Source organism: Streptomyces sp. NBC_01450, assembly GCF_036227505.1.
Classification (GTDB): domain Bacteria; phylum Actinomycetota; class Actinomycetes; order Streptomycetales; family Streptomycetaceae; genus Streptomyces.
On sequence record NZ_CP109480.1, the window covers coordinates 7910997 to 7936661 of the forward strand.

Consider the following 25665-nt stretch of genomic DNA (forward strand, 5'->3'; position numbering starts at 1 on the left):
CCTCCGGGTGAATCGGGCACCCGAGCCAGGCCCTAGTCCACGTACGCGGGAGACACCGCCGCGGTGCTTACACGGCGCGGCTCTCCCGTGCCGTCGGACGGGACGGTGTAGAGGTCGGCCCCGTAGTCGCCGGGGAGGGCGTAGACGAGGGTGCGGTCGTCGCGCCAGACCGCCTGGTCGTCGACGCTGCGCGGCTCGGCCAGCGGGGTTTCGCGCATCGTGCGCAGGTCGAGGACGTACAGGCGCCAGGGGGCGTCCTTCGACAGGCCCGGCACGCGCTTCTTGTAGGCGACGCGTGTGCCGTCGGGGGAGAGGGACGGGCACTCGACGTTGGTGTGGAGGGTCGTGAGGGTGCGGGCCCGGAGGTCTCCTCGGACCAGGTACGTCCTGCCCTTCGTCGCCAGGGTCGCGTAGAACGTGCGATCGTCGGCCGCGAACGTCACGCCCCAGTAGTTGACGTCCGCCGCGTGGTACGTCCTGCCGTCCTTCACGACGCGGAACGCCTCCAAGGAGGGGGTCAGTTTCCCTGTCCGCGTGTCCACGATCGCCGCGCGTGTGGAGAAGTTCGTCCCCGCGTACGAGTCACCGCCCACGAACGCCGTCCACGCGGCGTACCGGCCGCTGGGGGAGACGCGGGCGCGGGACGGGATGCCGGGGACGTCGTAGCGGGCCGTCTCGCGCAGGTGCGCGTCGAGGATGACGGCCCGGTAGGTGTCCTGCACCGGGCCGTGAACCGACTGGAGGCAGACGCCGGTGCCCGCGGCCGTGTAGAAGCGGAGGCACTTGACCTTGGACGCTGTTCTCGGGCCCGACGGGTTCGACGCCGGGACCGTGGTGAGTTCGTCGCGGTGCGGGCCCCAGGCCATGTTCCGGAAGATCATGCGGCTCCCGGCCCCGGTGGTGAGTGCGACCGTGCCCGCGCTGATCCTCGGGCCGCCCGGCTGCGGCTCGTTTTTGCGGTCCGCGCGGGCCGAGGCGTGCAGGACGGAAGCGGTGGCCACGCCCGCAAGGACGACCAGCGCCGAGATCAGGACCAGGATGCGGGTACGGAGGGTCATGCGAGGCCTTCTGAAGGGGCGGAGGGGGTGGGGCGCCGGAGCGTGAGCGCGAACAGGGCGCAGAGCGCCAGTGCCACCGTCGACGCCGTGAGCGCCGTACGGTCGCCCCAGGCCGTCCACGCCGCGCCGAAGCCGAGCGAGCAGACGAAGCGGGCCAGGGCCTGCCCGGTCTGGACGAGTGCGAGACCGGACGAGCGCAGTTCCTCGGGCACGCTCTCCGAGGCCACGGCCATCAGTACGCCGTCGGTGGCGGCGTAGAAGCAGCCGTGCAGGAGCAGGACGGCGTACGGCAGCGCCGTGCCGTGCCAGGACGTGAGCAGGAGCGCGTACGCGAGCAGCAGGGCGCCGTGGCCGGCCAGGAACACCCGCCAGCGGCCGATCCGGTCCGCGAGGCGGCCGAGCGGGACGGCCAGGAGGAGGAAGGCCGCCGCCGTGCCGAGGGGCAGTAGCGCGAACCAGCGGTCCGGTACGCCCAGGCGCCGCTGGAGGAGCAGGTAGACGAAGGAGTCGCTGACCGTCGCGAGGCCCAGGAGGAGCGCGCAGAGCGTGACGCGGCGCAGGTCGGGACGGGTGAGCAGGGCGAGGGCCGCGCGGAGGGTGGGGCGAGGTGCGGTGCCCCCGGAGGCTGCCTTCGGTGGCGTCCCCGTCGCTTCCGCCTTCGTACGAGCGCCGTTCGGCACGAACAGCACCAGGACCAGTACGCCCACCACCGCCACGCAGAAGCTCACCGTGAACACCGCGTCGTACCCGTCGACCGTGGCCCGCAGGATCAGGAAGGCCACGAGGGGACCGAACAGAGCGCCCGCCGTGTCCATCGCCCGGTGTACGCCGAACGCGCGCCCCCGTGTCTCCGGCGTGCTCGACAGCGAGATCAGCGCGTCGCGCGGGGCCGTGCGCAGGCCCTTGCCGGTGCGGTCGGCGGCCAGGATCAGGCCGATCGGGGTGAGCGTGTGGGCCAGGAGCAGCAGGGGCTTGCAGGCCGCCGAGAGGGCGTAGCCGAAGCCCGCCACCCACTTGTGGCGGCCGCCGCCGCGGTCGGCCAGGTGGCCCCCGATGAGCCGTACGAGTGCCGAGAAGCCGTTGTAGATGCCGTCCAGGAGACCGAAGCCCAGCGGTGACAGGCCGAGGCCCGTCACCAGGTACAGGGGCAGTACCGCCGTGACCATCTCCGACGAGACGTCGGTGATGAGACTGACCGTGCCGAGCGCCAGCACCGTGGGCGCGACCGCGGCGCGGCGCCGCCCGGCACGAGGCCGGACGGCGCCGTCCGCGGACACCGCACTGGTGGAGGCGCGGCTGTCCGCCACGTACATCTCAGGACGTCCAGATGCCGGTGATGTCCTTGCCGGAGGCGGCGTTGCCCGCGTGTGTCGACAGGCCCTGCGAGTCCTCCAGGGTGCGCAGCAGGTCGTAGTGGTTGTAGGTGGTCGAGCTGGTGGATCCCGCGGTCACCTGCTGGCCGTAGAACACGGTCGGGATCTTGTTGCCGCTGAGCCGGTTGTCCTCGTCGAAGGTGACGACGAGCAGGCTGTTGTGGGTCTTGGCCCAGGTCGCGTACGCGCCCAGCTTGTTCTTCAGCCAGGTGTCACCGGTCGACACCGAGCAGTCGTGCATGTCGCTGCACAGGTTGGGGACCACGAAGGAGACCTGCGGAAGCGTCGTGTAGTCCGTCGGGAACTGGGTGAAGGTCTTCGCGGTCGACGCGGGTACGTTGCTGAAGCCGAACCACGGGTTGTGCTTCTGCGCGTAGTTGCCGCTGCTGCACGTCGTGGAGCCCTGGCTGGGCAGCGTCTCGTTGTAGCTGGCCCAGGTCCTGCCCGCCGCGATCACCTCGGAGGCGAGGTTCGCGGCGGAGGAGAAGCCGGGGGTGACACAGCTGTCGTCGGTGACGCCCTGGGTGGAGCCGGAGAAGAGGGCGTAGTAGTTGGGCTGGCTCGGGTGCGTCTCGGCGTACGACGAGGTGAGGTTGGCGCCGCCGGTCTTGAGCGAGTTGATGTACGGGGCGCTGGAGGAGCCGATCACCTGGCTGTACGCGTGGTTCTCGAAGACGACGACGACCACGTGGTCCGGGGTGGGTACCCCGGCCGCGGCCTGGGCGGTCGTGGAGCCGCCGAGGCCGGTCCACAGGCCCACGGCGGCCGCGGTGAAGGCGAGGGCGGTCGCCACGAGGGTACGACTGCGGCGGTACACGGTTCTGCCGGACACTTCAGACCTCCGGTGGGGGGGAAGGTGGCGGTGGCGGTGCGGACAGAGCATGCACACGCCAACATTCCCCTGGCCCAAGCGCCCCAACCGGCGGGATGAAGACCGGATGAACTGATGGCCATGGGGCACTTCCAAGGGCACCTCCTACGGAAGCCGAATCCGGCGCGGGGCGCCACCGAGGGGACCGGGGTTAGGCTCAGCCTCGTACGACCTTGATCGGACCGGTCGTGCGACCTGATCCGACGGGAGGGCCCAGGATGATGGTGCCGGGGCGCAGGAGCAGTACCTTCACGCGGCTGCTGCGGCACGGCTTCACCGATCCCTCCGCCGCCGAGCGGCTCCTGGACGGCGCCGAGCTCGCATCCGTACGGTCCGATCCGGTACTCCTCGACGCACTCGGCGCCACCGCGGATCCCGACCTCGCGCTGCTCGGGCTCGTCCGGCTCGTCGAGGCGCAGGACGGTCACATCGCCGAGCGGGAACTGCTCGACACCCTGATCGCGGCCAAGCCGCTGCGCGACCGGCTGCTCGGTGTGCTCGGTGCCTCCGCCGCCCTCGCCGACCACCTCGCCCGGCATCCGAGCGACTGGCAGGAGCTCGTGACGTACGAGCCGCAGGACCTCCACCCCGGGGTGCGGGAGTTCGAACGGGGCCTGGCGCAGGCGACCGATCCCGTCCTGCTGCGCGTCGCCTACCGGCGCTGCCTGCTGTCCATCGCCGCGCGCGACGTGTGCGGTACCACCGACCTCGCCCAGACCGCCGCCGAACTCGCCGACCTCGCCACGGCCACCCTGCGCGCCGCGCTCGCCATCGCCAGGAGCGCCGCGCCCGACGACGCCGCGCTGTGCCGGCTCGCCGTGATCGCGATGGGCAAGTGCGGGGGACACGAGCTCAATTACGTGTCCGACGTCGATGTCATCTTCGTGGGGGAGGTCGTGGAAGGGGCTGACGAGCGCAAGGCGCTGCAGGCCGCCACCCGGCTCGCCTCCCACATGATGCGGATCTGTTCCGAGACCACCGTCGAGGGCAGTATCTGGCCTGTCGACGCGAATCTGCGGCCCGAGGGGCGCAACGGACCGCTGGTACGGACCCTGAGCAGCCATCTCGCCTACTACCAGCGGTGGGCCAAGACCTGGGAGTTCCAGGCGCTGCTGAAGGCCCGGCCCGTGGCCGGGGACCTTGAGCTCGGCGAGGAGTACGTGGCCACGCTGGCGCCCCTGGTGTGGCACGCCGCCGAGCGGGAGAACTTCGTCGCCGACGTGCAGAAGATGCGGCGGCGGGTCGTGGAGAACATTCCCGCCGCCGAGATCGAGCGTGAGCTGAAGCTCGGGCCGGGGGGACTGCGCGATGTCGAATTCGCCGTGCAGCTGCTCCAGTTGGTGCACGGGCGGGCCGACACCTCGCTGCGGAGCGGGACCACGCTGGACGCGTTGGGGGCGCTCGCGGCCGGTGGGTATGTCGGGCGGGCCGACGCCGTACAGCTCGACGAGGCCTATCGGTTCCTGCGGTCCATGGAGCACCGCATACAGCTCTACCGGCTGCGGCGGACTCATCTGGTGCCCGAGAACGACGCCGATCTGCGGCGCATCGGGCGGTCGCTCGGGCTCCGGGCCGATCCCGTCGTCGAGTTGAACCGTGAGTGGAAGCGGCACGCGGCTGTCGTACGGCGGCTGCACGAGAAGCTGTTCTACCGGCCGCTGCTGGACGCCGTGGCCCAACTCGCGCCGGGCGAGAGCCGGTTGAGCCCGACAGCGGCCAGGGAGCGGCTGGTCGCTCTTGGCTATGCCGATCCGGCGGCGGCGTTGCGGCATTTGGAGGCGCTGGCTTCCGGGGTCTCGCGGAAGGCGGCGATCCAGCGAACCTTGCTGCCCGTGTTGTTGGGGTGGTTCGCGGATTCCGCCGATCCCGATGCCGGGTTGCTGAACTTCCGCAAGGTGTCGGACGCCTTGGGCAAGACCCCTTGGTATCTGCGGCTGTTGAGGGACGAAGGAGCCGCGGCCGAGAACCTGGCGCGGGTGCTGTCGGCCGGGCGGCTCGCCCCCGACCTGTTGATGCGTGCGCCGGAGGCCGTCGCGCTGCTCGGTGACGGGGACGCGGGCGGACTCGGACCGCGCGGCCGTGCCCATCTCGAGCAGGAGATCCTCGCCGCGGTGCGCCGGGCCGACGGGGGCGAGCAGGCGGTGACCGCCGCGCGTGGTGTGCGGCGGCGGGAGCTGTTCCGTACGGCCGCCGCGGACATCGTCGCCTCGTACGGCACCGAGGAGACGCCGGCCGTCGCCGATCAGGGCGCGCTGGTGGACCAGGTGGGCGGTGCGGTGTCCGACCTGACGGCGGCGACGCTGGCGGGGACCCTGAGGGCCGTGGTGCGGGACGGGTGGGGGGACACACTGCCCACCCGGTTCACCGTCATCGGGATGGGGCGGTTCGGGGGGCACGAACTCGGTTACGGGTCCGACGCGGATGTGCTGTTCGTACATGAACCTCGCGAGGGAGTCGACGAGCAGGAGGCGTCCCGGGCCGCGGGCGCGGTGGTCTCCGAGATGCGGCGGCTGCTTCAGGTGCCCAGCGCGGATCCGCCCTTGCTGATCGACGCCGATCTGCGGCCCGAGGGGAAGTCCGGGCCGCTGGTACGGACGCTGAACTCGTACGAGGCGTACTACCGGCGGTGGTCGCTGGTGTGGGAGTCGCAGGCCCTGCTGCGGGCCGAAGTGGTGGCCGGGGAAGAGGACTTGGGGCGGCGGTTCATCGAACTGGTCGATCCGTTGCGGTATCCCATGGAGGGGCTCGGAGACGATGCCGTACGGGAGATCCGGCGGCTGAAGGCCCGGATGGAATCGGAACGGATGCCCCGTGGGGCCGACCCGACGCTGCACACCAAACTGGGGCGGGGTGGGCTGTCCGACGTGGAGTGGACCGTGCAGTTGTTCCAGTTGCAGCACGGGTGGGCGGAGCCGGGGCTGCGGACCACTCGGACGCGGGAGGCGCTGGGCGCGGCGTGTGCGGCGGGGCTCGTGTCCGGAGAGGACGCGGCCATCCTGGACGAGGCGTGGGTGCTGGCCACGCGGGTGCGTAACGCGGTGATGCTGGTGCGGGGGCGGGCCGGGGACACTTTTCCCTCCGATGGGCGTGAACTCGCCGCGGTCGGGCGGTACTTGGGGTACGGGCCCGGTCATGTCGGCGACATGCTCGAGGACTATCGGCGGACCACTCGGCGGGCTCGGGCCGTGGTGGAGGTGCTGTTCTACGGGGCGTGATCCTTGAGGGACCTGTGGTTTGTGGTCTGTGGTCTGTGGCCTGTGGTTCGGTGGCGTGCCCGCGGTCCGGTGGGGGTGGCGGGGCCGTGCCGGTACGTCAGCCCGTCGCCGCCGGATCAGGCGTTGCCCTGTGGGGAGCCGCTTCCAGACCCGGACGTAAGCGACGGGCTTTGACGTACCGGCACGGCCCCTTCCGTCCGGGGGCGGGTGCGGGTGGCTGCCACTCCGGCCAGGACCACCGCCATGCCCGCCAGCGTGCGGAGGCCGAGCGTCTCGTTCAGGACCAGTGCGCCTAGCGTCACGGAGACCACGGGGAGCAGGTAGCCGACCGTGGCCGCGCTGGTGGGGCCCTCTTCGGCGATCATGCGGTAGTTGAGGTAGAAGGTCAGGCCGGTGGAGAAGATGCCGAGGACGGTGACCGCCAGCAGGGCCGTGGTGTCGGGGTGGGTGGGGGCCGCGGTGGGGAGGGCCAGGGTGGCCCAGGCCGTGGCCATGAGGAGTTGGGCCGCCGATACGGCCAGGGGGGCGCCGCGGGGGGTGAGGTGGCGGGCCATGTAGGTGAAGGCGATCGCATAGCTGGCCGCGGCGGCCAGAAGGGCTCCGGCGCCCCAGCCGGCCAGGCCGTCGTGCTGCCAGGGGGCGAAGATCAGCAGGACGCCCGCGAAGCCCAGGAGCAGGCCGGTCAGGCGGAGGGGGTGGAGGGAGCGGTCCGTGCCCAGGACCGCGCCGAGCAGGAGCGACCAGAGGGGAGTGGTCGCGTTCATGACGCCGGCGATCCCCGAGTCGACCGTCTGCTCGCCCAGCGCGAAGAGGGCGAAGGGGATCGCGTTGCAGAACAGGGCCGCGACGGTCACGTGGACCCAGAGGGCGCGGGAGCGGGGGAGGCGTTGGTGCGCCCTGCCGGCCAGGAGCAGGAGGACCGTCGTGCCCAGGGCGCAGCGCGCGAGGGTGAGGTGGGCGGGGGACAGGCCGTGGTCCAGGGCCAGTTTGATCCAGAGGAAGCCGGAACCCCAGAGGAGCGCCAGGGTGGCCATGCGGAGAGAGGAACGGAGGGGGGAAGGGGGCGAGGTGGAGACGGGGCTCGGCATGCGTACTACGGTCGGTGGGTTTTGGATTGAGGACAAGTGAAGTGTTTTGCATGCACTGTTAAGGTGTGCTTCATGCTTGATGTGCGGCGTATGCAGGTTCTGCGGGCTGTGGTCGGCAGGGGGTCGGTGACGGCGGCCGCGGCGGATCTGGGGTACACGCCGTCCGCCGTCAGCCAGCAGATCGGGGCGCTGGAGAAACAGGCGGGGACCGAGCTGCTGGAGCGGGTCGGGCGCGGGGTGCGGCCCACCGCGGCGGGGCTGCTGCTGACCGAGTACGCGGACGCCATCGGGCGGCAGGTCGCCGAGGCGGAGACCGCCCTCGCGGATCTGCGGGCCGGGCGGACGGGACAGCTCTCGGTGCGGTACTTCGCCACGGCCGGGGCCGCGCTGGTCGCTCCCGCCATCGCGCGGTTCCGGCGCGAGCATCCCGGCGTGCGGGTGGAGTTGAGGCTGATCGACACGGAGGATCCGCTGCCCGACGTGAAGGAGGGGCGGGCCGATCTCGCGCTCGTGGTGCGGGCCGACGGCGCCGGGCCCGAGGGCATCCACCTGGTGCGTCTGCTCGACGACCCGTACCGGGTCGTGCTGCCCAGGGGGCATCGGCTCGCGGGGCGGCGGCTGCTCGAACTGGCGGAACTCGCCGATGAGCCGTGGGTCGGGAGCGAGTGGCCGGGGCCCTGCCTCGACGCGCAGTTGGACGCCTGTGCGGCTGCGGGCTTCAGGCCCTCGTTCGCGGTGCAGAGCGAGGACTACGCCACCGCTCAGGGGTTCGTGGCGGCCGGGCTCGGGCTGAGTCTGATCCCCCTGCTCGGGCTGGGCAGCCGGCATCCCGATGTGGCGGTGCGCAAAGTGCGCGCTCCCGAGCCGGTGCGGGTCCTCTACGCGGCGGTGCGGGAGACGGCTCCCGGTGCGGCGGACCGGCCGGCGTTGCGCGGGCTGCTGGCCGCGCTCCGGGACGCGGCCCACGCCGACCGGTAGCTCCGGCGGGCGACGCACGCGGCCCTCGCCGCGGGGGAGAGCCGCGAGACGGGACGTATCGCTGCGACCGGAACGGCGGCGATGTCAGGCCTCCAACGGCACCAGGGGCGCGCCACGCGTCCCGGGAACCCAGCGGGGCAGGGCGTACGGCAGGGCGCCGTACCAGAGACGGGTGACCGTGAAGCCGAAGGTCAGGCAGAGCAAGCCGCCCACCGCGTCCAGCCAGAAGTGGTTGGCGGTGGAGACGATGACCAGCAGCGTGGCCGCCGGGTAGAGCAGGCCCAGGACGCGGACCCACGGCACCGAGGCCAGGGCGAAGATCGTCAGACCGCACCACAGCGACCAGCCGATGTGCATCGACGGCATCGCCGCGTACTGGTTCGACATGTGCTTGAGGTCCCCGGAGGCCATCGAACCCCAGGTGTGGTGGACGACCACCGTGTCGACGAAGTCCCCGCCGTTCATCAGGCGGGGCGGGGCGAGCGGGAAGAAGTAGTAGCCGAGCAGGGCCACCGCCGTGGTGGCGAAGAGCGTGAGGCGTGTTGCCGCGTACCGGCCGGGATGGCTGCGATAGAGCCACACCAGGACAGCGAGCGTCACGACGAAGTGCAGCGTCGCGTAGTAGTAGTTCATCCCGATGATCAGCCATGACACCGAGTTCACGGCGTGGTTGACCGACTGCTCGACGGCGATCCCGAGGTGGTGCTCCGTACGCCAGAGCCAGTCGGCGTTGCGCAGCGCTTCCTGCTTCTGCTCGGGCACGGCGTTACGGACCAGTGAGTACGTCCAGTAACTCACGCCGATGAGCAGGACCTCGAACCAGACGCGGGGGCGACGCGGGGTGCGCAGCCGGCGCAGGAACGCCTTCCCCGCGTTCTCCTCCGCGACGGGGCGTGGAGCGGCCCGGTCCTGGCCTTCCAGTGTCGTCACGGTCGTCTCACCCATAGGGACAAAGTCTGCCAGAAAAGCGTTCCGCGACCGATCATCCCCTGGTTGGGTGCCGGCCGCACGTTCTACGACGGGAGGAGTCCTACGATGAACGTAGTCACTCCTCCTTAGGGACGATTTCGGTCCCCAGGGGCCGAAGCGGTCGAACCGCGCACCACCAGTTCCGGCATGAACACGAACTCACTGTGCGGCGCCGGAGTTCCACCGATCTCCTCCAGCAACGTCCGCACGGCCGCCTGTCCCATGGCCGGGACCGGCTTGCGGATCGTCGTCAGAGGCGGGTCGGTGAACGCGATCAGGGGGGAGTCGTCGAAGCCGACGACCGATATGTCCTTCGGGACCTCCAGGCCCCGCTGACGCGCCGCCCTTATCGCGCCCAGCGCCATCATGTCGCTCGCGCAGACCACCGCCGTGCACGCCCGGTCCATGAGGGCGGCGGCCGCGGCCTGACCGCCCTCCAGGGTGTACAACGAGTGCTGGACCAGTCGCTCCTCGATGTCGGCCGGGCTCAGCCCCAACTGCTCCTGCATCGTGCGCACGAAGCCCTCGATCTTGCGCTGCACGGGCACGAACCGCTTCGGACCCAGGGCGAGTCCGATGTTGGTGTGCCCGAGCGAGACGAGGTGCGTGACCGCGAGCGCCATCGCCGCGCGGTCGTCCGGGGAGATGAAGGGCGCCTGGACCTTCGGCGAGAACCCGTCGACCAGGACGAACGGGACGCCCTGGGCGCGCAGCTGCTCGTAGCGCTGCATGTCCGCCGAGGTGTCGGCGTGCAGACCGGAGACGAAGATGATCCCGGCGACGCCCCGGTCCACCAGCATCTCCGTCAGCTCGTCCTCGGTGGAGCCGCCCGGCGTCTGGGTGGCGAGGACCGGGGTGTAGCCCTGGCGGGTCAGGGCCTGGCCGATGACTTGCGCCAGGGCCGGAAATATGGGGTTCTCCAGCTCCGGCGTGATCAGGCCCACCAGGCCCTCGCTGCGCTGCCGCAGCCGGACCGGGCGCTCGTAGCCCAGGACGTCGAGCGCGGCCAGGACGGACTGGCGGGTGGTCGCGGCGACGCCCGGCTTCCCGTTCAGGACGCGGCTGACAGTCGCCTCGCTGACCCCCGCCTGGGCTGCGATGTCGGCAAGCCGTGTGGTCACAGGATTGGACTGTACCGGTCGCATCTCAGACTGCCCACCAGACCGTTGAATCCGCGGGCAGTTCGGTCGTTTCGGCACCCGGCTCGACGTCCGTGCTGGCCAGCAGCAGGGTGCCAGGGGTGGGCAGCGTGAGAGGGGCCGCGGTGAGGTTCACCGTGCAGACGAAGGAGCCCTCGGCGGTGTCGCGGCGGAAGGCGAGGACGCCGTCGGGCGTCGGCAGCCAGGTCACCTGGCGGCCCGCGCCGAGCGCCGGGTGCTCGCGGCGCACGGCGAGCGCGCTGCGGTAGAACTCCAGTGTCGAGGTGGGGTCGCCCTCCTGCGCCTCGACCGTGAGGTCCTTCCAGGACGCCGGCTGCGGCAGCCAGCTCGGGCCGCCCTCGACCGGACCGAAGCCGAACGGCGCGACCTCGCCGGACCACGGCAGCGGCACCCGGCAGCCGTCGCGGGTGCCGTCCTGGCCCGCGCTGCGGAAGAACGCCGGGTCCTGGCGGACCTCGTCGGGCAGGTCGACGACCTCGGGCAGCCCGAGCTCCTCGCCCTGGTAGAGGTACGCCGAGCCCGGCAGCGCCAGCATGAGCAGGGTCGCCGCCCGGGCCCGGCGCAGACCACGCGCCTCGTCCCCTTCCGCGAGACGCGTGGAGTGCCGAACCACGTCGTGGTTGGAGAGCACCCAGGTCGCGGGCGCGTGCACGGCGTTCATGGCGCCGAGCGAGCGGTCGATGACCTCGCGCAGGTCCGGGGCGTTCCAACCGGTGGTCAGGTAGGAGAAGTTGAAGGCCTGGTGCAGCTCGTCCGGGCGCAGGTACAGCGCGCTGCGCTCGACGGTCGGCGTCCACGCCTCGGCGACGGCGATACGTTCACCGGTGTACTCGTCGAGGATCCGCCGCCAGCTGCGGTAGATCTCGTGCACGCCGTCCTGGTCGAAGTACGGCACGGCCTCGGTGCCGAGCAGCTTGACCTGCTCGTCGTGGCCGATGTCGGGCAGACCCGCCGCCTTGACCAGGCCGTGGGCGACGTCGATGCGGAAGCCGTCGATACCGAGGTCCAGCCAGAAGCGCAGGATGGAGCGGAACTCGTCGTGGACGGCCGGGTGGTCCCAGTTGAAGTCGGGCTGCTCGGGCGCGAACAGGTGGAGGTACCACTCGCCGTCCGCGACACGGGTCCACGCCGGGCCGCCGAAGATCGACTCCCAGTCGTTCGGGGGCAGTTCGCCGTTCTCCCCCTTGCCGGGACGGAAGTGGAAGCGCTCCCGGATCGGCGAACCCGGGCCCTCGCGCAGCGCCTGCTTGAACCACTCGTGCTGGTCCGAGCAGTGGTTGGGCACCAGGTCGACGATCACCCGCAGCCCCAGGCCGTGCGCGTCCCGTACCAGGTCGTCGGCGTCCGTGAGGTTGCCGAACATCGGGTCCACCGCACGGTAGTCGGCCACGTCGTAGCCCGCGTCCGCCTGCGGGGAGGCGTAGAAGGGGGACAGCCACACCGCGTCGACACCGAGGCCCTTGAGGTAGGGGAGCCGGGCCCGGATGCCCGGCAGGTCACCCATGCCGTCGCCGTTGCCGTCCGCGAAGCTGCGCGGATAGACCTGGTAGATGACCGCGTCGCGCCACCACTCCCGGCGCCCGGAGGCGGCGGAGGAGGCGTCGGTGGGGAGTGCGTCGGTGACGTGCTGGGTCATGGATTCCCTTAGGGGTGCGGGGGGAACGACAGAAGCGCTTGCTAAGTACGAGGGGCCCGCTAAGTGCGGGCGGGCCGTCAGGATTTCGTGCCGCCGGCCGTCAGCCCGGAGACCAGGCTGCGCTGCACGAGCATGAAGACGAGGGCCGCCGGAATGGTGATGATGATCGCGGTGGCCGAGGTCCACGCCCAGTCGGGCCGCTGGTCCTGCGCGAAGGTGCGGATGCCGACGGCGAGCGTGTAGTGGTCGGACTGCATGAACTGCGTGGCGTACGCGACCTCGCCCCAGGCGGTGAGGAAGCTGTAGAACGCGGTCACGGCGAGGCCCGGCTTGGCCAGCGGCACGATCAGGCGCCAGAACGTGCCGAACGGGGTGAGCCCGTCGACCCGGCCCGCCTCGTCTATCTCCTTGGGAATGGTGTCGAAGTACCCCTTCATCATCCAGGCGCAGAACGGCACCGCCGTCGTCGCGTACGCCAGGATCAGACCGAGGTAGTTGTCCAGCAGGTTCAGCTCGGACATAAGGAGATAAAGCGGCACGATCAGCACGATACTGGGGAACATCTGCGTGACCAGGAAGGTCCACATCAGCTGCCTGCTGCCGGGGAACTTCATCCGGGACACCGCGTATCCGGCGGTCGCCGCGAGGAAGACACCGAGGACGGTGGTGCCGCCCGCCACGACGACGGTGTTCAGGAACCACTTCGGCAGGTCCGTCTGCGACAGCACATCGCTGTAGTTGTGCAGGCTGAGGTGCGAGAACACCTCGCCCGGCTGCTGCCAGGCGTTCTTCGGGCCGAGCGAGATGAACAGGATCCACATCACCGGGAAGGCCGCGATCACCGTGGCGACGATCAGCGTGCCGTGCAGGGCGATCGAGGAGCCGAGGCCGCGCTCCTCGCGGCCGCGCACCTTGTGGGGGGTGGTCACGGCGGACCGGTCGACGGGAGCGGTCGCGGGGGACTCGTGGGTTGCTGCGGTCATGGCGAGGGCTCCTTACGCCTGCTCGGACTTCAGGGTGCTGCGGCGGTAGAAGGTCGAGAAGGCCAGCAGGAGGGCGAGGATGATGATCCCGTACGTCGCCGCGCCCGCGTAGTCCGAGATGCCGGTGAACGCCTTGCGGAAGGCGAAGGTGACGAGGATGTCGGCGTCGCCGCTCGTGTTGTTGCCCAGCAGCAGATAGATGACGTTGAACATGTTGAACGTCCAGATGCAGCCGAGCAGGATCACCGTGTTCGACACCGGGCGCAGACCGGGCAGCGTCACGTTGACGAAGCGCTGCCATGGGGAGGCGCCGTCCATCTCGGCGGCCTCGTACAGCTCCCTGGGGATGGACTGGAGTCCGCCGAGCACCGCGACCATGTTGAAGGGGACGCCGATCCAGACGTTCACCATGATGACGGCGATCTTCTGGGCGAGCGGGGTGCCGAGCCAGTCCTGGGCCGGCAGGCCGAACGCGGTGATGATCTCGTTGAAGACGCCGTACTGGGAGTTGAGCATCAGCCGCCAGGCGAAGACGCCGATGAACGACGGGACGGCCCAGGGCAGGATCAGCATGGCGCGGTAGAAACCGCGGAAGCGGACCTTGCGGTTGAGCAGCACCGCGAGGCCCATGCCGATGCCGACCTGGAGGGTCACGCAGGACACCGTCCAGATGACCGTCCACAGCAGGCGGGGGTAGAAGTCGCTGTCCGCGCCCGACAGCACGTGCCAGTAGTTGTCGAGGCCGACGAACTTGTAGGTGGCCGGGCGGTGGAAGGCGCCGATGGTGGACGCCACGTTCGACTCGTTGGCGTCGGTCAGCGACTGGTAGATGCCGTACCCGAGCGGATACAGGACGAGGACGGTGAGGACGATGGCGACCGGGGTCACCATGGCCCAGGCGTACCAGTACTTGTCCCAGGACCGCCGGAGCGCCGAAACGCGCGGGGGGCGCGCGGCGTTCTTGCCGGGCGCTGGCTGGTCGGTCTTCTCGGTGCTCGCTGCGGTCGTCATCCTCATCGGCTCTTTCGCGGCGGAAATGCGGAGGTCTGGGGGGCGGGAGATCCGGTGACCCGGGGTCTGGTGACCTGGGGTCTGGTGGATCCGGGATTCGGGGGCTCGGGGGTCTGGGACCCGGTGGCCCCGGGATCCGGGATCCGGAATCCGGGTTCCGGTGGGTCTGGTGGCTCGGGGGGTCTGGTGGCTGGTGGGCTCGGATCCAAGGTCCGGTGGGCCCGGGGTCCGGGGTCCGGGCCTGGTGGATCCGGGATCCGGGACTCGGTCGACCCGCGGGGCCAGGGCCCTGGGGCCCCGGTGGATCTAGGGTCCGGTGACCCGGGGTCTGGTCAACCCCCGGGGGGTCTGGTGGGCCCTGAGATCCTGAGGGAACCGGTGATCGCAGCCCCGGGGGAGCCCCGTTCGGGGCGGCAGCGGGGAAAGCGTTCCCCGGGGCTGCGCGTTCTTCGGTTACCGGTGGGTCAGGGGGTGCCGGGTCAGCCGATGGTGTAGCCGGGCAGGAGCTTCTGGAACTCCTTGGCGGTGGCGTCGAGACCGGCCTTGACGTCCTCGCTGCCCTGAAGGATCTTCACGTAGTTCTGCGCGAGCGGCGTGAAGAGCGAGCCGACCTGCGGCAGCGCGACGCGCGGGCGGGCGGTCTGCTCCAGGATCGGCTTGAAGCCGGCGATCTTGGCGTCCGCGGTGACCTCGGCCGTGTAGGCGGACTTGCGGGTCGGCAGGGTGCCGGTGCCCTTGGCGATCTCGACCTGGCTGTCGGTCGAGGTCATGAACTGGGTGAAGAGGTACCCGGCGTCCAGGTTCTTGGAGCCCTGGTAGACCGCGAGGTTGTGACCGCCGGTCGGGGCCTGGGCCTTGCCGCCGGGGCCGGCCGGGACGGGCGCGTAGCCGAGGTTGGCCTCCTTGCCCTTGAAGGCGCTGCCGCTCAGGTCCTCGCTGACCGACCAGGGGCCCTGGATCAGCATGGCGACCTTGCCGGTCTTGAACGCCGTCTGCATGTTCTGGTAGGCGTTGGCGTAGTCGACCTTCATCGACGCCTCGTCCTGGATCTTCTTCGCCGTGGTGATCGCGGTGACGGCGTTGGCGTCGGAGATGGTGATCTTCTTGGCCGAGGTGTCGGCCATGTCCGCGTTGTTGCTGTAGAGCAGCGGGAGCAGGAAGTACGAGTCGGGGTTCAGGTAGGTGCCGTACGCCCCGGTCTTCTTCTTGATGGTCTTCGAGTCGGTGATGAACTCGTCCCAGGTGGTCGGCGGCTGCGCGATGCCGGCCTTCTTCAGGAGGTCCTTGTTGTAGAGGAGACCCAGGGTGTCGGTGACCGAGGGGACGCCGTACGTCTTGCCGTTGTACTTGGTGGTGTTCAGCGGGCCCGAGTTGAAGTCCGAGGTGTCCTTCAGCGCGATCGTGCCGTCGAGGGGCGCGATGTAACCGAGCGAGGCGTACTCGGCCATCAGGCCGACGTCGGTGCGGACGACGTCCGGGGCGCCCTTGCCGCTCTTCGCCGCCGACTTGAACTTCTGCTCGACGTCGCTGAACGGGACGCTCTGGTAGTTCACCTTGACCTTCGGGTACTTGGCCTCGAACTTCTTGATGAGAGCCTTGTACGTCGGGGCTTCGGTCGCCGCGTCCGATGTGTCCCAGTACGTGATCGTCCCGGAAATGTCGCCGACGGCCTTCGGCTTGCTCGACGAGTCGTCGTCGGAACCACCACAGGCGGTCGCGGTCAGCGCGATGACGGTCACCGCGGCGGCGATCGATATGCCACGTCGCATATGAACTCCTAGAAGAGGGTTTGCCCGGATCTTCCCTTGGGAGGACCGCGGGTGCCGTCTGTCCCATCGACGGCCGCCGGGCTGGGGAGGAAACTAACAGCGTTGCAAGTCCTTGCGAAAGACGTTGCAAGGAAATTTCCACAAGATCCCGCAAGCGTGACGTTCCCGTTACCGCGAGGTGTCGCGAAGAGGTCGCAAAGAGGAAAGCGCCGTATCGGGTATGTCCGATACGGCGCTTTCGGTACGGGTTCTGTGCGGGGTACCGCACGCCCTCCCGTACGGGCTTTCGCGCGGTCGGCGGACCTCGCTCAGCAGCTGGTCTTGCCCGCGTAGAGCGCCAGCGCCGTGTTCGCGCCAAGGGTCGCCGTGAACTGCCCGGAGCTGTTCACGGTCACGCTGGTGTTGTTCTGGACGTTGCAGTACATCCCCGCCGCGAGGGATGTCTGATAGGTCCGGGTCAGCGAGCCCGACTCGTGGTTGATGGCCACGTACCCCTTGGCGCCGCGGCCGAAGGCGATCGCGTCATTGCCGTCGTCCCACCAGTCGGTGACCGACTGGCCCCGGGTGGCGTTGCGGAAGGCGACCATCGACTTGATCTCCGGCCAGGCGTGCTGGCACTTCCAGCCGTCCTGCCAGCAGGCGTTGACGGTGCCACCATTGGGCGGGCCGGCGTCCACGTCCGACCACTCGTAGCCGGAGTTGATGTCCGGGGCGCCGTAGGGGTAGGCGAGCATGAAGACGTTGGCGAGGGTGTAGTTCGCCCCGTCCTTGTAGTTGAGCGTCGAGCCGTTGCGCTCGGTGTCGTGGTTGTCGACGAAGACCCCCGCGACGGAGCTGCTCATATAGCCCCAGCCCTCGCCGTAGTTCTTCAGATAGGCGAGGTTCTCGTTGTTGAAGACCCGCTTGAGGTCGTAGGCGTACCGGAACTCCTGCACGTCGCCGTTGCCGGTGTACTCGGTCGGCTGGACCGCCTCCCCGGTGCCGTAGATGACCTCCTGCTTCCAGTACACCGACGGATTGGTCAGCCGCGACTTGATGTTGGCGAGGTCGGCCGCCGGGATGTGCTTGGCCGCGTCGATGCGGAAGCCGTCCACGCCGTACCCGAGCAGGCTGTTCATGTATCCGGCGATGGTCTTGCGGACGTACTCCTCGCCGGTGTCCAGGTCGGCGAGCCCGACGAGCTCGCAGTTCTGGACGTTGGCGCGGTTGGTGTAGTCGCTGACCGCCGCCGTGCAGTCGTCCATGTCGTACGAGGAGTACAGGCCGGGGTAGTTGTACTTCGTGTACGAGGATCCGCCGGTGCCGGTGCCGGAACCCGCCGCCATGTGGTTGACGACCGTGTCCGCGACGACCTTCACGCCCGCCGCGTGACAGGTGTTGATCATGTTCTGGAAGGCGGTCGCGTCACCGAGCCGCCCGGCGATCCGGTAGCTCACGGGCTGGTACGAGGTCCACCACTGCGAGCCCTGTATGTGCTCGGCGGGTGGCGAGACCTGGACATAGCCGTAACCGGCCGGGCCCAGTGTGTTGGTGCATTCCTTGGCGACCGAGTCGAACTTCCACTCGAACAGAACGGCGGTGACGTCCTTCGTGCCCGGCGGGGAGGCCGCCGCGACACCCGGGGGGAGGGCCACCGAGACCGCCAGGCCCGCCGTGAGGGCGAACGAGGCGGCAAGTGTTTTCCTGGCCATGTTTCTTGCCATGTGGGTGCTCCTGCACTTCGTCGTGCGGGTGGGGGGAACGGAAGCTATCCGTTGGTTCGGGTTTCAGCAAGATGTCGAAAGAACTTCCAACGCGTGTATTGACGGGGCCCCTTGACCGCGCCCACTCTCGCACCGCGGTCAACTTGCTTCCCCAGCAACCCAGTTGGCCGCGATCCCGCACCTCCGTCCCCCGCAAGGAGTTGCTGTCATGCGCTGGATCAGATCACGGGCGTTACCCCTGGCCACAGCCGGATTACTGGCCCTCGGCGGGGCCGCCGCGCTGCCCGCCCCGGCCGCCCGCGCCGCCGTCTCCGACACCGGCATCCCCAACGGCGATGTGATCGCCAACCTGTGGGAGTGGAACTGGAAGTCGGTCGCCGCCGAGTGCACGAACGTCCTCGACCCGGCCGGCTACGGAGCGGTCCAGGTCGCCCCGCCCGCGGAGTCGTTGAAGCAGACGAACTACTACTGGTGGGACGTCTACCAGCCCTACGCCTACAACCTGAACAGCCGCTTCGGTACCGCGGCCCAGTTCAAGACCATGGTCGACACGTGTCACGCGGCCGGCATCAAGGTCTACACGGACGCCGTGATCAACCACACCGCCGCCCAGACCGGTACCGGCTACAACGGCACGGTCCTCACCAGCAAGTACGACACCCCCGACTACGACCCCGCCGACAGCGACGACTGCACGAAGACCATCTCCAACTGGTCCGACCGGTACGAGGTCCAGCACTGCGAGCTGCTCGGCCTGCCCGACCTGGACACCGCCGAGAGCGGCGTCCGCACGAAGGTCATCGGCTTCCTCAACCAGCAGATCGACCTGGGCGTCGACGGCTTCCGGGTCGACGCGGCCAAGCACATCGACGCCGCCGACCTGAGCGCCATCGTCGCCGGACTGCACACCACGACCTCGGGTGCGGCGCCGTACCTCACCCAGGAGATCTACCCCGGCACCCCGCCCGCGCAGAGCGAGTACTACGGCACCGGTGACGTCCTCGACTTCACCTTCGCCGCGCAGGTGAAGTCGCAGTTCCAGGGCGACATCGCCAACCTCGCGAGCTTCGGCAGCAGTTGGGGCCTCGCGGCCGAGGACAGCTCCAACACCTTCGTCACCAACCACGACACCGAGCGCAACGGCTACTCGCTCAGCTACAAGGACGGCGACACCGCGGTCCTGGCCAACGTCTTCCAGCTGGCCCGGGGCTACGGCCGCCCGTCCGTCTACTCCGGCTGGACCTTCAGCCAGAGCGACGAGGCCCCGCCGAACTCCGCCGGTTTCGTCACCGACACCGACTGCGCGAGCCGCTGGTACTGCCTCGACCGCAACACCGCCGTCTCCGGCATGATCGGCTGGCACAACGCGGCGAGCGGCTACGCGGTCGCCAACTGGCAGTCCCCGGCATCCAACGTCATCGGCTTCGGCCGTGGTGGGGCGGGCTTCGTCGCCCTCAACAACAGCTCAGGCGCCAACACGTACACGTACACGACCGGCCTGGCCGACGGGACGTACCCGAACGTGATCGACGGTGGCGCGACCACCGTCACGGTCACCGGTGGCAGGGCCTCCCTGACCGTGCCCGCGAAGTCGGCGGTCGCCTTCTACGACCCCGACTACATCTGCACGGTGAACTGCGGCGGGGACGGCGGGGGTGGAGGCGGCGGTGGCTCCACCAACGTCACCGCGACCTTCGACGAGTACGCCTCGACCACCACCGGCACCGATGTGTACGTGGTCGGTTCGGTCGCCGCGCTGGGCAGCTGGAACACGGCGAACGCGGTGAAACTGTCGTCGTCGGGCTACCCGGCCTGGAAGGCCGACGTCTCCGTTCCGGCGAGCACGAGCATCGAGTTCAAGTTCATCAAGAAGGACTCGTCCGGAAACGTCACCTGGGAGTCCAACGCCAACAGGACGCTCACCACCGGTACTTCGGCGGTCGAGGTCAACAGCTCCTGGAACGTGGCCGCCGCCGACGCCACGGACGTGACCTTCGGAGTGAACGCCACCACCGACTACGGCACCAACGTGTACGTCGTCGGCTCCCTCCCCTCCCTCGGCTCCTGGAACACCGCCGACGCCATCCCGCTGTCCTCGGCGTCGTACCCGTACTGGGGGCGGCTGGTCATCGTGCCCAAGTCGACGTCGTTCGCGTACAAGTACATAAAGAAGGACTCCTCCGGAAACGTGACCTGGGAGTCCGGCAGCAACCGTTCCTACAGCACCGGTTCGGGAACGGGCTACAGCGTCAGCGACACCTGGCGCTGAAAGTTCTTGCTCGAAGTTTCAAGACTCTTGCTGTAAGGCTTGCGTGGGCGATACCGTCGCGCCGGTCGCCCGGCATCGAGGCCGTGTCTCGGCTTGAAGCCGGTCCGGACGAGCTGTTCGAGCCGTAGCCGTACTGAGCCGTATTCACTAGGAGTTCACGCCTGTGGCCCTGATACCGAGATGGCCGGCGCCCGGGGCGCGCCGCCGTACCCCGCACCAGCGAAGAATCGCGGCCGTCGCCGTGGCCGCCCTCGCGGCGGCGTTCCTTCAGCCGATCGCGGCGCGGGCGCAGACCCCGCCCGCGCCGCCCTCGGACGCGAAACTCGCCGCCGAACCGGCCCGGCACGACGACACGCGCGAGCAGTTCTACTTCGTGATGCCGGATCGTTTCGCCAATGGCGACACGTCCAACGACCGGGGAGGGCTGTCCGGTTCGCGCCTTGCCACCGGGTACGACCCCACGGACAAGGGCTTCTACCAGGGCGGCGACCTGAAGGGGCTGACCGGCAAGCTCGACTACATCAAGGGGCTCGGCACCACCGCCATCTGGATGGCGCCGATCTTCAAGAATCAGCCCGTGCAGGGCGAGGGCGGCAACGCCTCGGCCGGGTACCACGGTTACTGGATCACCGACTTCACCCAGGTCGACCCGCACTTCGGCACCAACAAGGACCTCTCGACTCTCATCTCCAAGGCGCACGCCAAGGGCATGAAGGTCTTCTTCGACGTCATCACCAACCACACGGCCGATGTCGTCGACTACGAGCAGAAGTCCTACGACTACCTCTCCAAGGGGGCGTTCCCGTATCTGACCAAGGACGGGAAGCCCTTCGACGACGCCGACTACGCGGCGGGAGGCGCCGGCTTCCCGTCCGTGGGCGCCGGCTCCTTCCCCCGTACGCCCGTCGTGCCCGCCGCCAAGAAGAACGCCAAGGTGCCGTCCTGGCTCAACGACCCGACGATGTACCACAACCGCGGCGACTCCACCTACGCCGGCGAGTCCACCACCTACGGCGACTTCTCGGGCCTGGACGACCTGTGGACCGAGCGTCCCGAGGTCGTCAGCGGCATGGAGAAGATCTACGAGAAGTGGGTCAGGGACTTCGGCGTCGACGGCTTCCGGATCGACACCGTGAAGCACGTGGACATGGAGTTCTGGACGCAGTGGGCCACCGCGCTCGACACGTACGCGGCCGAGCGGGGCCGGAAGAACTTCTTCATGTTCGGCGAGGTCTATTCCGCCGACACGTCGATCACCTCCCCGTACGTCACCCAGGGCCGGCTCGACGCCACCCTCGACTTCCCCTTCCAGGACGCGGCACGCTCGTACGCCTCCCAGGGCGGCAGCGCCAAGAAGCTCGCCTCGGTCTTCGGTGACGACTACAAGTACACGACCGACAAGGCCAACGCGTACGAGCAGGTCACCTTCCTCGGCAACCACGACATGGGCCGCTTCGGGTACTTCCTGAACCAGGACAACCCGAAGGCCACCGACGCCGAGCTGGTGAAGAAGGACGAGCTCGCCAACGAGCTGATGTTCCTCGGCCGCGGCAACCCGGTCGTCTACTACGGCGACGAGCAGGGCTTCACCGGCGCGGGCGGCGACAAGGACGCCCGTCAGACGATGTTCGCCTCCAAGGTCGCCGACTACCTCGACGACGACGAACTCGGCACCGACCGCACGCACGCGAGCGACGCCTACGACACGAGCGCACCGCTCTACAAGGAGATCGCCGGTCTCTCGAAGCTCCGCAAGGACAACCCGGCCCTCGCGGACGGGGTGCAGACCGAGCGCTACGCGGCCGACGGGGCGGGCGTCTACGCCTTCTCCCGCACGGGCGGCGACAAGACCGAGTACCTCGTCGCGCTCAACAACGCGGACGAGGCGAAGACGGCGACCTTCGCGACCGGCTCCGCCGACATGACCTTCCGGGGGATCTACGGGACCTCCTCCCGGCTGACGAGCGACGCCGACAAGAACGTCACCATCACCGTCCCGGCCCATTCCGCCCTCGTCCTCAAGGCGGCCCGCCCGCTCGGCGCCCCCGCCGCGAAGCCCTCGCTCACCCTGAAGGCACCGGACGCGGGCGCGACCGGCACCGTCGAGCTGGGCGCCGACGTCACCGGCGGTCAGCTCGACCGTGTCGTCTTCGCCGCCCAGGTGGGCAACGGCAGGTGGCGGACGCTCGGCTCCGCCGACCACGCCCCGTACAAGGTCACCCAGGTCATCGGCAAGGACGTACCCGCCGGGACCGCCCTGCGCTACAAGGCGGTGGTCGTCGACTCGGCCGGGCACACGGCGAGCGCGACGGCCACGAGTACGAGTGGCACACCGCCCACCGCCGAAGTCCCCACCGCCTCCTCGCGCGACTACGCGATCGTCCACTACAAGCGCACCGACGGCGACTACACCGACTGGCGCCTCTACGCCTGGGGCGACCTGGCCGACGGCGAGTCGACGACCTGGCCCGTGGGCCACGACTTCATCGGACGGGACGCCTACGGGGCCTTCGCCTACGTGAAGTTGAAGCCGGGCGCGTCCAGTGTCGGCTTCCTCGTCATCGACAAGGACGGCAACAAGGACGTCGCCACCGACCGTACGATCGACGTCACCAAGACGGGCGAGGTCTGGGTCGAGCAGGGCAAGGAGGCCGTACAGACCCAGCGGCCCGACTACCCGGCGCAGGACACGACCAAGGCCGTACTGCACTACCACCGCGCCGACGGCGACTACACCGGCTGGGGACTGCACGTCTGGACCGGGGCCGCGACGCCCACGGACTGGTCCAAGCCCCTGGAACCGGTGAAGACCGACGCCTATGGCGCTGTCTTCGAGGTGCCGCTCGCCGAGGGTGCCACCAGCCTCAGCTACATCCTCCACAAGGGCGACGACAAGGACCTCCCGACCGACCAGTCCCTCGACCTCGCCGCGAACGGCCACGAGGTGTGGCTGGTGAACGGCCAGGAGAAGTACCTGCTCCCACAGCCCGCGGGCAGCGCGGCCGCGCTCGACCTGACCACCTCCAAGGCGGTCTGGATCGACCGGAACACCGTCGCCTGGAACGGCTCCGAGGCCGCGGCCTCCACCCAGTTGCTGTACTCCCACGACGGCTCGATCGCCGTCAAGGACGGGACGCTGACCAGCGACGACGAGCGGTGGCTCCGGCTGTCGAAGACCACCCTCAGCGACGCCCAGAAGGCCGCGTTCCCGTACCTCAAGGACTACACCGCCTGGTCCGTCGACCCGCGCGACCGAGGCCGGGTCAAGGAGGCCCTGAACGGTCAGCTCGTCGCCTCCGGGCGGGCCGCCAACGGCGCCGTGCTCGCGGCGACCGGCGTCCAGATCGCCGGCGTACTGGACGATCTGTACGACGCGACCGAGGCACAGCTGGGTCCGACGTTCCGCGACGGGCGTCCCACGCTGGCCGTGTGGGCGCCGACCGCGCAGAGCGTGGCGCTGGAGCTCGACGGCTCCACGGTCGCCATGAAGAGGAACGACACCACCGGCGTCTGGTCCGTCACCGGCGCGAAGTCCTGGCGGAACAAGCCCTACCGGTACGTCGTGAAGGTGTGGGCGCCCACCGTCCGCAAGGTCGTCACCAACAAGGTCACCGACCCGTACTCGCTCGCCCTTACCACCGACTCCGAGCGCAGCCTCGTCGTCGACCTGACGGACAAGTCCCTCGCCCCGAGCGGCTGGTCCTCGCTGAAGAAGCCCAAGGCCGTACCGCTGCGGGACGCCCAGATCCAGGAGCTGCACATCCGGGACTTCTCGGTGGCGGACAAGACCGTCCCCGCGAAGGACCAGGGCACCTACCTCGCCTTCACCGACAAGAACAGCGACGGGTCCAAGCACCTGCGGGCCCTCGCCCGGTCGGGCACCTCGTACGTCCACCTCCTGCCCGCCTTCGACATCGCCACCATCCCCGAGAAGAAGTCCGACCAGGCCACCGCAGGCTGCGACCTCGCCTCCTACCCCGCGGACTCCCAGAAGCAGCAGGAGTGCGTCGCCGCGATCGCCGCCAAGGACGCCTACAACTGGGGCTACGACCCCTACCACTACACGGTCCCGGAGGGCTCGTACGCGAGCGACCCGGACGGCACCGGCCGTACGGTCGAGTTCCGCCGGATGGTGAAGTCGCTGAACGAGGACGGCCTGCGGGTCGTCATGGACGTGGTCTACAACCACACCGCCGCCAGTGGTCAGGCGGACACCTCCGTGCTCGACAGGATCGTGCCCGGCTACTACCAGCGGCTCCTCGCCGACGGGTCCGTCGCCACCTCCACCTGCTGCGCGAACACGGCCACTGAGAACGCCATGATGGGCAAGCTGGTGGTGGACTCGATCGTCACCTGGGCCAAGGAGTACAAGGTCGACGGCTTCCGCTTCGACCTCATGGGGCACCACCCCAAGGCCAACATCCTGGCCGTCCGCAAGGCCCTCGACGCGCTGACCCCGGCGAAGGACGGGGTCGACGGCAAGAAGATCATCCTCTACGGCGAGGGCTGGAACTTCGGCGAGGTCGCCGACGACGCCCGATTCGTGCAGGCCACCCAGAAGAACATGGCCGGGACGGGCATCGCGACCTTCTCCGACCGGGCGCGCGACGCCGTACGCGGCGGGAGCCCCTTCGACTCCGACCCCGGCGTCCAGGGCTTCGCCTCGGGGCTGTACACCGACCCAAACTCCTCTCCTTCCAACGGCACTTCGGCCGAGCAGAAGGCCCGGCTGCTGCACTACCAGGACCTCATCAAGGTCGGGCTCAGCGGCAACCTCGCCGCGTACCGCTTCACCGACACCGACGGCAAGGAGGTCAAGGGCTCGGAGATCGACTACAACGGCCAGGCGGCCGGATACGCGGCGGCACCGGGCGACGCCCTCGCGTACGCCGACGCGCACGACAACGAGTCCCTGTACGACGCGCTCACCTACAAGCTGCCCGCCGCGACGAGCGCGAGCGACCGGGCCCGGATGCAGGTCCTCGCCATGGCGACCGCCACCCTCTCCCAGGGTCCGTCGCTCTCCCAGGCGGGCTCCGACCTGCTGCGCTCCAAGTCCCTCGACCGCAACTCGTTCGACAGCGGCGACTGGTTCAACGCCATCCACTGGGACTGCCGGGACGGCAACGGCTTCGGACGCGGACTGCCGATGGCGGCCGACAACGCGTCCAAGTGGCCCTACGCCACACCCCTGTTGAGCACCGTCAAGGTGGGATGCCCGCAGATCCAGGGCAGCTCGGACGCGTACCAGGACCTGCAGCGGATCCGGACGACCGAGAGCGTCTTCTCGCTGTCCACCGCTGGCCAGGTGCAGTCGAAGCTCTCCTTCCCGCTATCCGGCAAGGACGAGACACCCGGCGTGATCACGATGGAGCTCGGCGACCTCGTCGTCGTCTTCAACGCGACGCCCAAGGCGCAGGAGCAGACGGTCGGCGCCCTGGCCGGGACGGCGTACGCGCTGCACCCGGTGCAGGCGGCGGGCGCCGACCCTATCGTCAAATCCTCCTCGTACGCGGCGAAATCGGGCACGTTCGCCGTTCCGGGGCGCACTGTGGCGGTATTCTCCCGGATCTCCTGAAAGG

15 protein-coding genes are annotated in these 25665 nt (G+C 69.4%); 4 read left to right on the top strand and 11 right to left on the bottom strand.

Annotated elements, in window-relative coordinates; all coding sequences use genetic code 11:
- Positions 1-32: 32 nt before the first annotated feature.
- The 3 genes from OG568_RS35155 to OG568_RS35165 are packed head-to-tail and all read right to left on the bottom strand — an operon-like array spanning position 33 to position 3263.
- Positions 33-1058: a TolB family protein gene (locus tag OG568_RS35155; protein ID WP_329534474.1), complete on the bottom strand. Its 1026-nt coding sequence runs from the start codon at positions 1056-1058 to the stop codon at positions 33-35.
- On the bottom strand, positions 1055-2371 hold the full coding sequence (locus OG568_RS35160; protein WP_329534475.1) for an MFS transporter: 1317 nt from the start codon (positions 2369-2371) through the stop codon (positions 1055-1057). Before OG568_RS35160 ends, OG568_RS35155 begins: the two co-directional genes overlap by 4 nt.
- 1 nt (position 2372) lies before the next feature.
- Positions 2373-3263 (bottom strand): alkaline phosphatase family protein, encoded by an 891-nt coding sequence (locus OG568_RS35165; protein WP_329534476.1) that lies wholly within the window; start codon positions 3261-3263, stop codon positions 2373-2375.
- A gap of 257 nt (positions 3264-3520) precedes the next feature.
- On the opposite strand from OG568_RS35165, the gene OG568_RS35170 reads away from it, so the two are divergent.
- A complete protein-coding gene (locus OG568_RS35170) occupies positions 3521-6517 on the top strand; it encodes a bifunctional [glutamine synthetase] adenylyltransferase/[glutamine synthetase]-adenylyl-L-tyrosine phosphorylase (protein WP_329534477.1) in 2997 nt (998 codons plus the stop codon).
- Positions 6518-6633: 116 nt separating this feature from the next.
- Here OG568_RS35170 and OG568_RS35175 read toward each other — a convergent pair whose 3' ends face one another.
- Positions 6634-7551 (bottom strand): DMT family transporter, encoded by a 918-nt coding sequence (locus OG568_RS35175; protein WP_329534478.1) that lies wholly within the window; start codon positions 7549-7551, stop codon positions 6634-6636.
- Positions 7552-7677: 126 nt separating this feature from the next.
- Here OG568_RS35175 and OG568_RS35180 point away from each other — a divergent pair, with 126 nt between their 5' ends.
- The gene (locus OG568_RS35180) at positions 7678-8583 is read left to right on the top strand and encodes a LysR family transcriptional regulator (protein WP_329534479.1); all 906 of its coding nucleotides are present in this window, start codon (positions 7678-7680) and stop codon (positions 8581-8583) included.
- A gap of 84 nt (positions 8584-8667) precedes the next feature.
- Here the strand turns inward: OG568_RS35180 and OG568_RS35185 are convergent, their stop codons facing one another.
- From OG568_RS35185 to OG568_RS35215, 7 genes are all read right to left on the bottom strand, one after another.
- Positions 8668-9528, bottom strand: coding sequence for a phosphatase PAP2 family protein (locus OG568_RS35185; protein WP_329534480.1), 861 nt, complete (start codon positions 9526-9528; stop codon positions 8668-8670).
- A 110-nt stretch (positions 9529-9638) separates the two neighbouring features.
- Positions 9639-10673 carry a LacI family DNA-binding transcriptional regulator gene (locus tag OG568_RS35190; RefSeq protein WP_266414556.1) on the bottom strand — a complete coding sequence of 345 codons (1035 nt, stop codon included), beginning with the start codon at positions 10671-10673 and terminating at the stop codon, positions 9639-9641.
- A 25-nt stretch (positions 10674-10698) separates the two neighbouring features.
- A complete protein-coding gene (locus tag OG568_RS35195) occupies positions 10699-12348 on the bottom strand; it encodes a glycoside hydrolase family 13 protein (RefSeq protein ID WP_329534481.1) in 1650 nt (549 codons plus the stop codon).
- Positions 12349-12425: 77 nt separating this feature from the next.
- The gene (locus OG568_RS35200; RefSeq protein ID WP_266414561.1) at positions 12426-13331 is read right to left on the bottom strand and encodes a sugar ABC transporter permease; all 906 of its coding nucleotides are present in this window, start codon (positions 13329-13331) and stop codon (positions 12426-12428) included.
- A gap of 12 nt (positions 13332-13343) precedes the next feature.
- A complete protein-coding gene (locus OG568_RS35205; RefSeq protein ID WP_402037125.1) occupies positions 13344-14348 on the bottom strand; it encodes a carbohydrate ABC transporter permease in 1005 nt (334 codons plus the stop codon).
- A gap of 473 nt (positions 14349-14821) precedes the next feature.
- Entirely contained in the window at positions 14822-16111 is a 1290-nt protein-coding gene (locus OG568_RS35210) for an extracellular solute-binding protein (protein ID WP_266582147.1), read from the bottom strand.
- A gap of 308 nt (positions 16112-16419) precedes the next feature.
- Positions 16420-17802, bottom strand: a complete 1383-nt coding sequence (locus tag OG568_RS35215) for an alpha-amylase (protein ID WP_329536549.1) — start codon at positions 17800-17802, stop codon at positions 16420-16422.
- A gap of 220 nt (positions 17803-18022) precedes the next feature.
- Between OG568_RS35215 and OG568_RS35220 the strand changes: the two genes are divergently transcribed.
- Together OG568_RS35220 and pulA are read left to right on the top strand one after the other, a co-directional pair.
- Positions 18023-20083, top strand: a complete 2061-nt coding sequence (locus tag OG568_RS35220) for a carbohydrate-binding module family 20 domain-containing protein (RefSeq protein ID WP_329534482.1) — start codon at positions 18023-18025, stop codon at positions 20081-20083.
- Positions 20084-20252: 169 nt separating this feature from the next.
- The gene (pulA, locus tag OG568_RS35225; RefSeq protein ID WP_329536550.1) at positions 20253-25661 is read left to right on the top strand and encodes a pullulanase-type alpha-1,6-glucosidase; all 5409 of its coding nucleotides are present in this window, start codon (positions 20253-20255) and stop codon (positions 25659-25661) included.
- Positions 25662-25665 lie beyond the last annotated feature (4 nt).

Excerpts from the sequence above, each read along its gene's own strand:
- OG568_RS35155 (WP_329534474.1), bottom strand. The coding sequence starts at position 1,058 with ATGACCCTCCGTACCCGCATCCTGGTCCTGATCTCGGCGCTGGTCGTC.
- OG568_RS35160 (WP_329534475.1), bottom strand. The coding sequence starts at position 2,371 with ATGTACGTGGCGGACAGCCGCGCCTCCACCAGTGCGGTGTCCGCGGAC.
- OG568_RS35170 (WP_329534477.1), top strand. The coding sequence starts at position 3,521 with ATGATGGTGCCGGGGCGCAGGAGCAGTACCTTCACGCGGCTGCTGCGG.
- OG568_RS35175 (WP_329534478.1), bottom strand. The coding sequence starts at position 7,551 with ATGGCCACCCTGGCGCTCCTCTGGGGTTCCGGCTTCCTCTGGATCAAA.
- OG568_RS35180 (WP_329534479.1), top strand. The coding sequence starts at position 7,678 with ATGCTTGATGTGCGGCGTATGCAGGTTCTGCGGGCTGTGGTCGGCAGG.
- OG568_RS35185 (WP_329534480.1), bottom strand. The coding sequence starts at position 9,528 with ATGGGTGAGACGACCGTGACGACACTGGAAGGCCAGGACCGGGCCGCT.
- OG568_RS35195 (WP_329534481.1), bottom strand. The coding sequence starts at position 12,348 with ATGACCCAGCACGTCACCGACGCACTCCCCACCGACGCCTCCTCCGCC.
- OG568_RS35200 (WP_266414561.1), bottom strand. The coding sequence starts at position 13,331 with ATGACCGCAGCAACCCACGAGTCCCCCGCGACCGCTCCCGTCGACCGG.
- OG568_RS35205 (WP_402037125.1), bottom strand. The coding sequence starts at position 14,348 with ATGAGGATGACGACCGCAGCGAGCACCGAGAAGACCGACCAGCCAGCG.
- OG568_RS35210 (WP_266582147.1), bottom strand. The coding sequence starts at position 16,111 with ATGCGACGTGGCATATCGATCGCCGCCGCGGTGACCGTCATCGCGCTG.
- OG568_RS35215 (WP_329536549.1), bottom strand. The coding sequence starts at position 17,802 with ATGGCCAGGAAAACACTTGCCGCCTCGTTCGCCCTCACGGCGGGCCTG.
- OG568_RS35220 (WP_329534482.1), top strand. The coding sequence starts at position 18,023 with ATGCGCTGGATCAGATCACGGGCGTTACCCCTGGCCACAGCCGGATTA.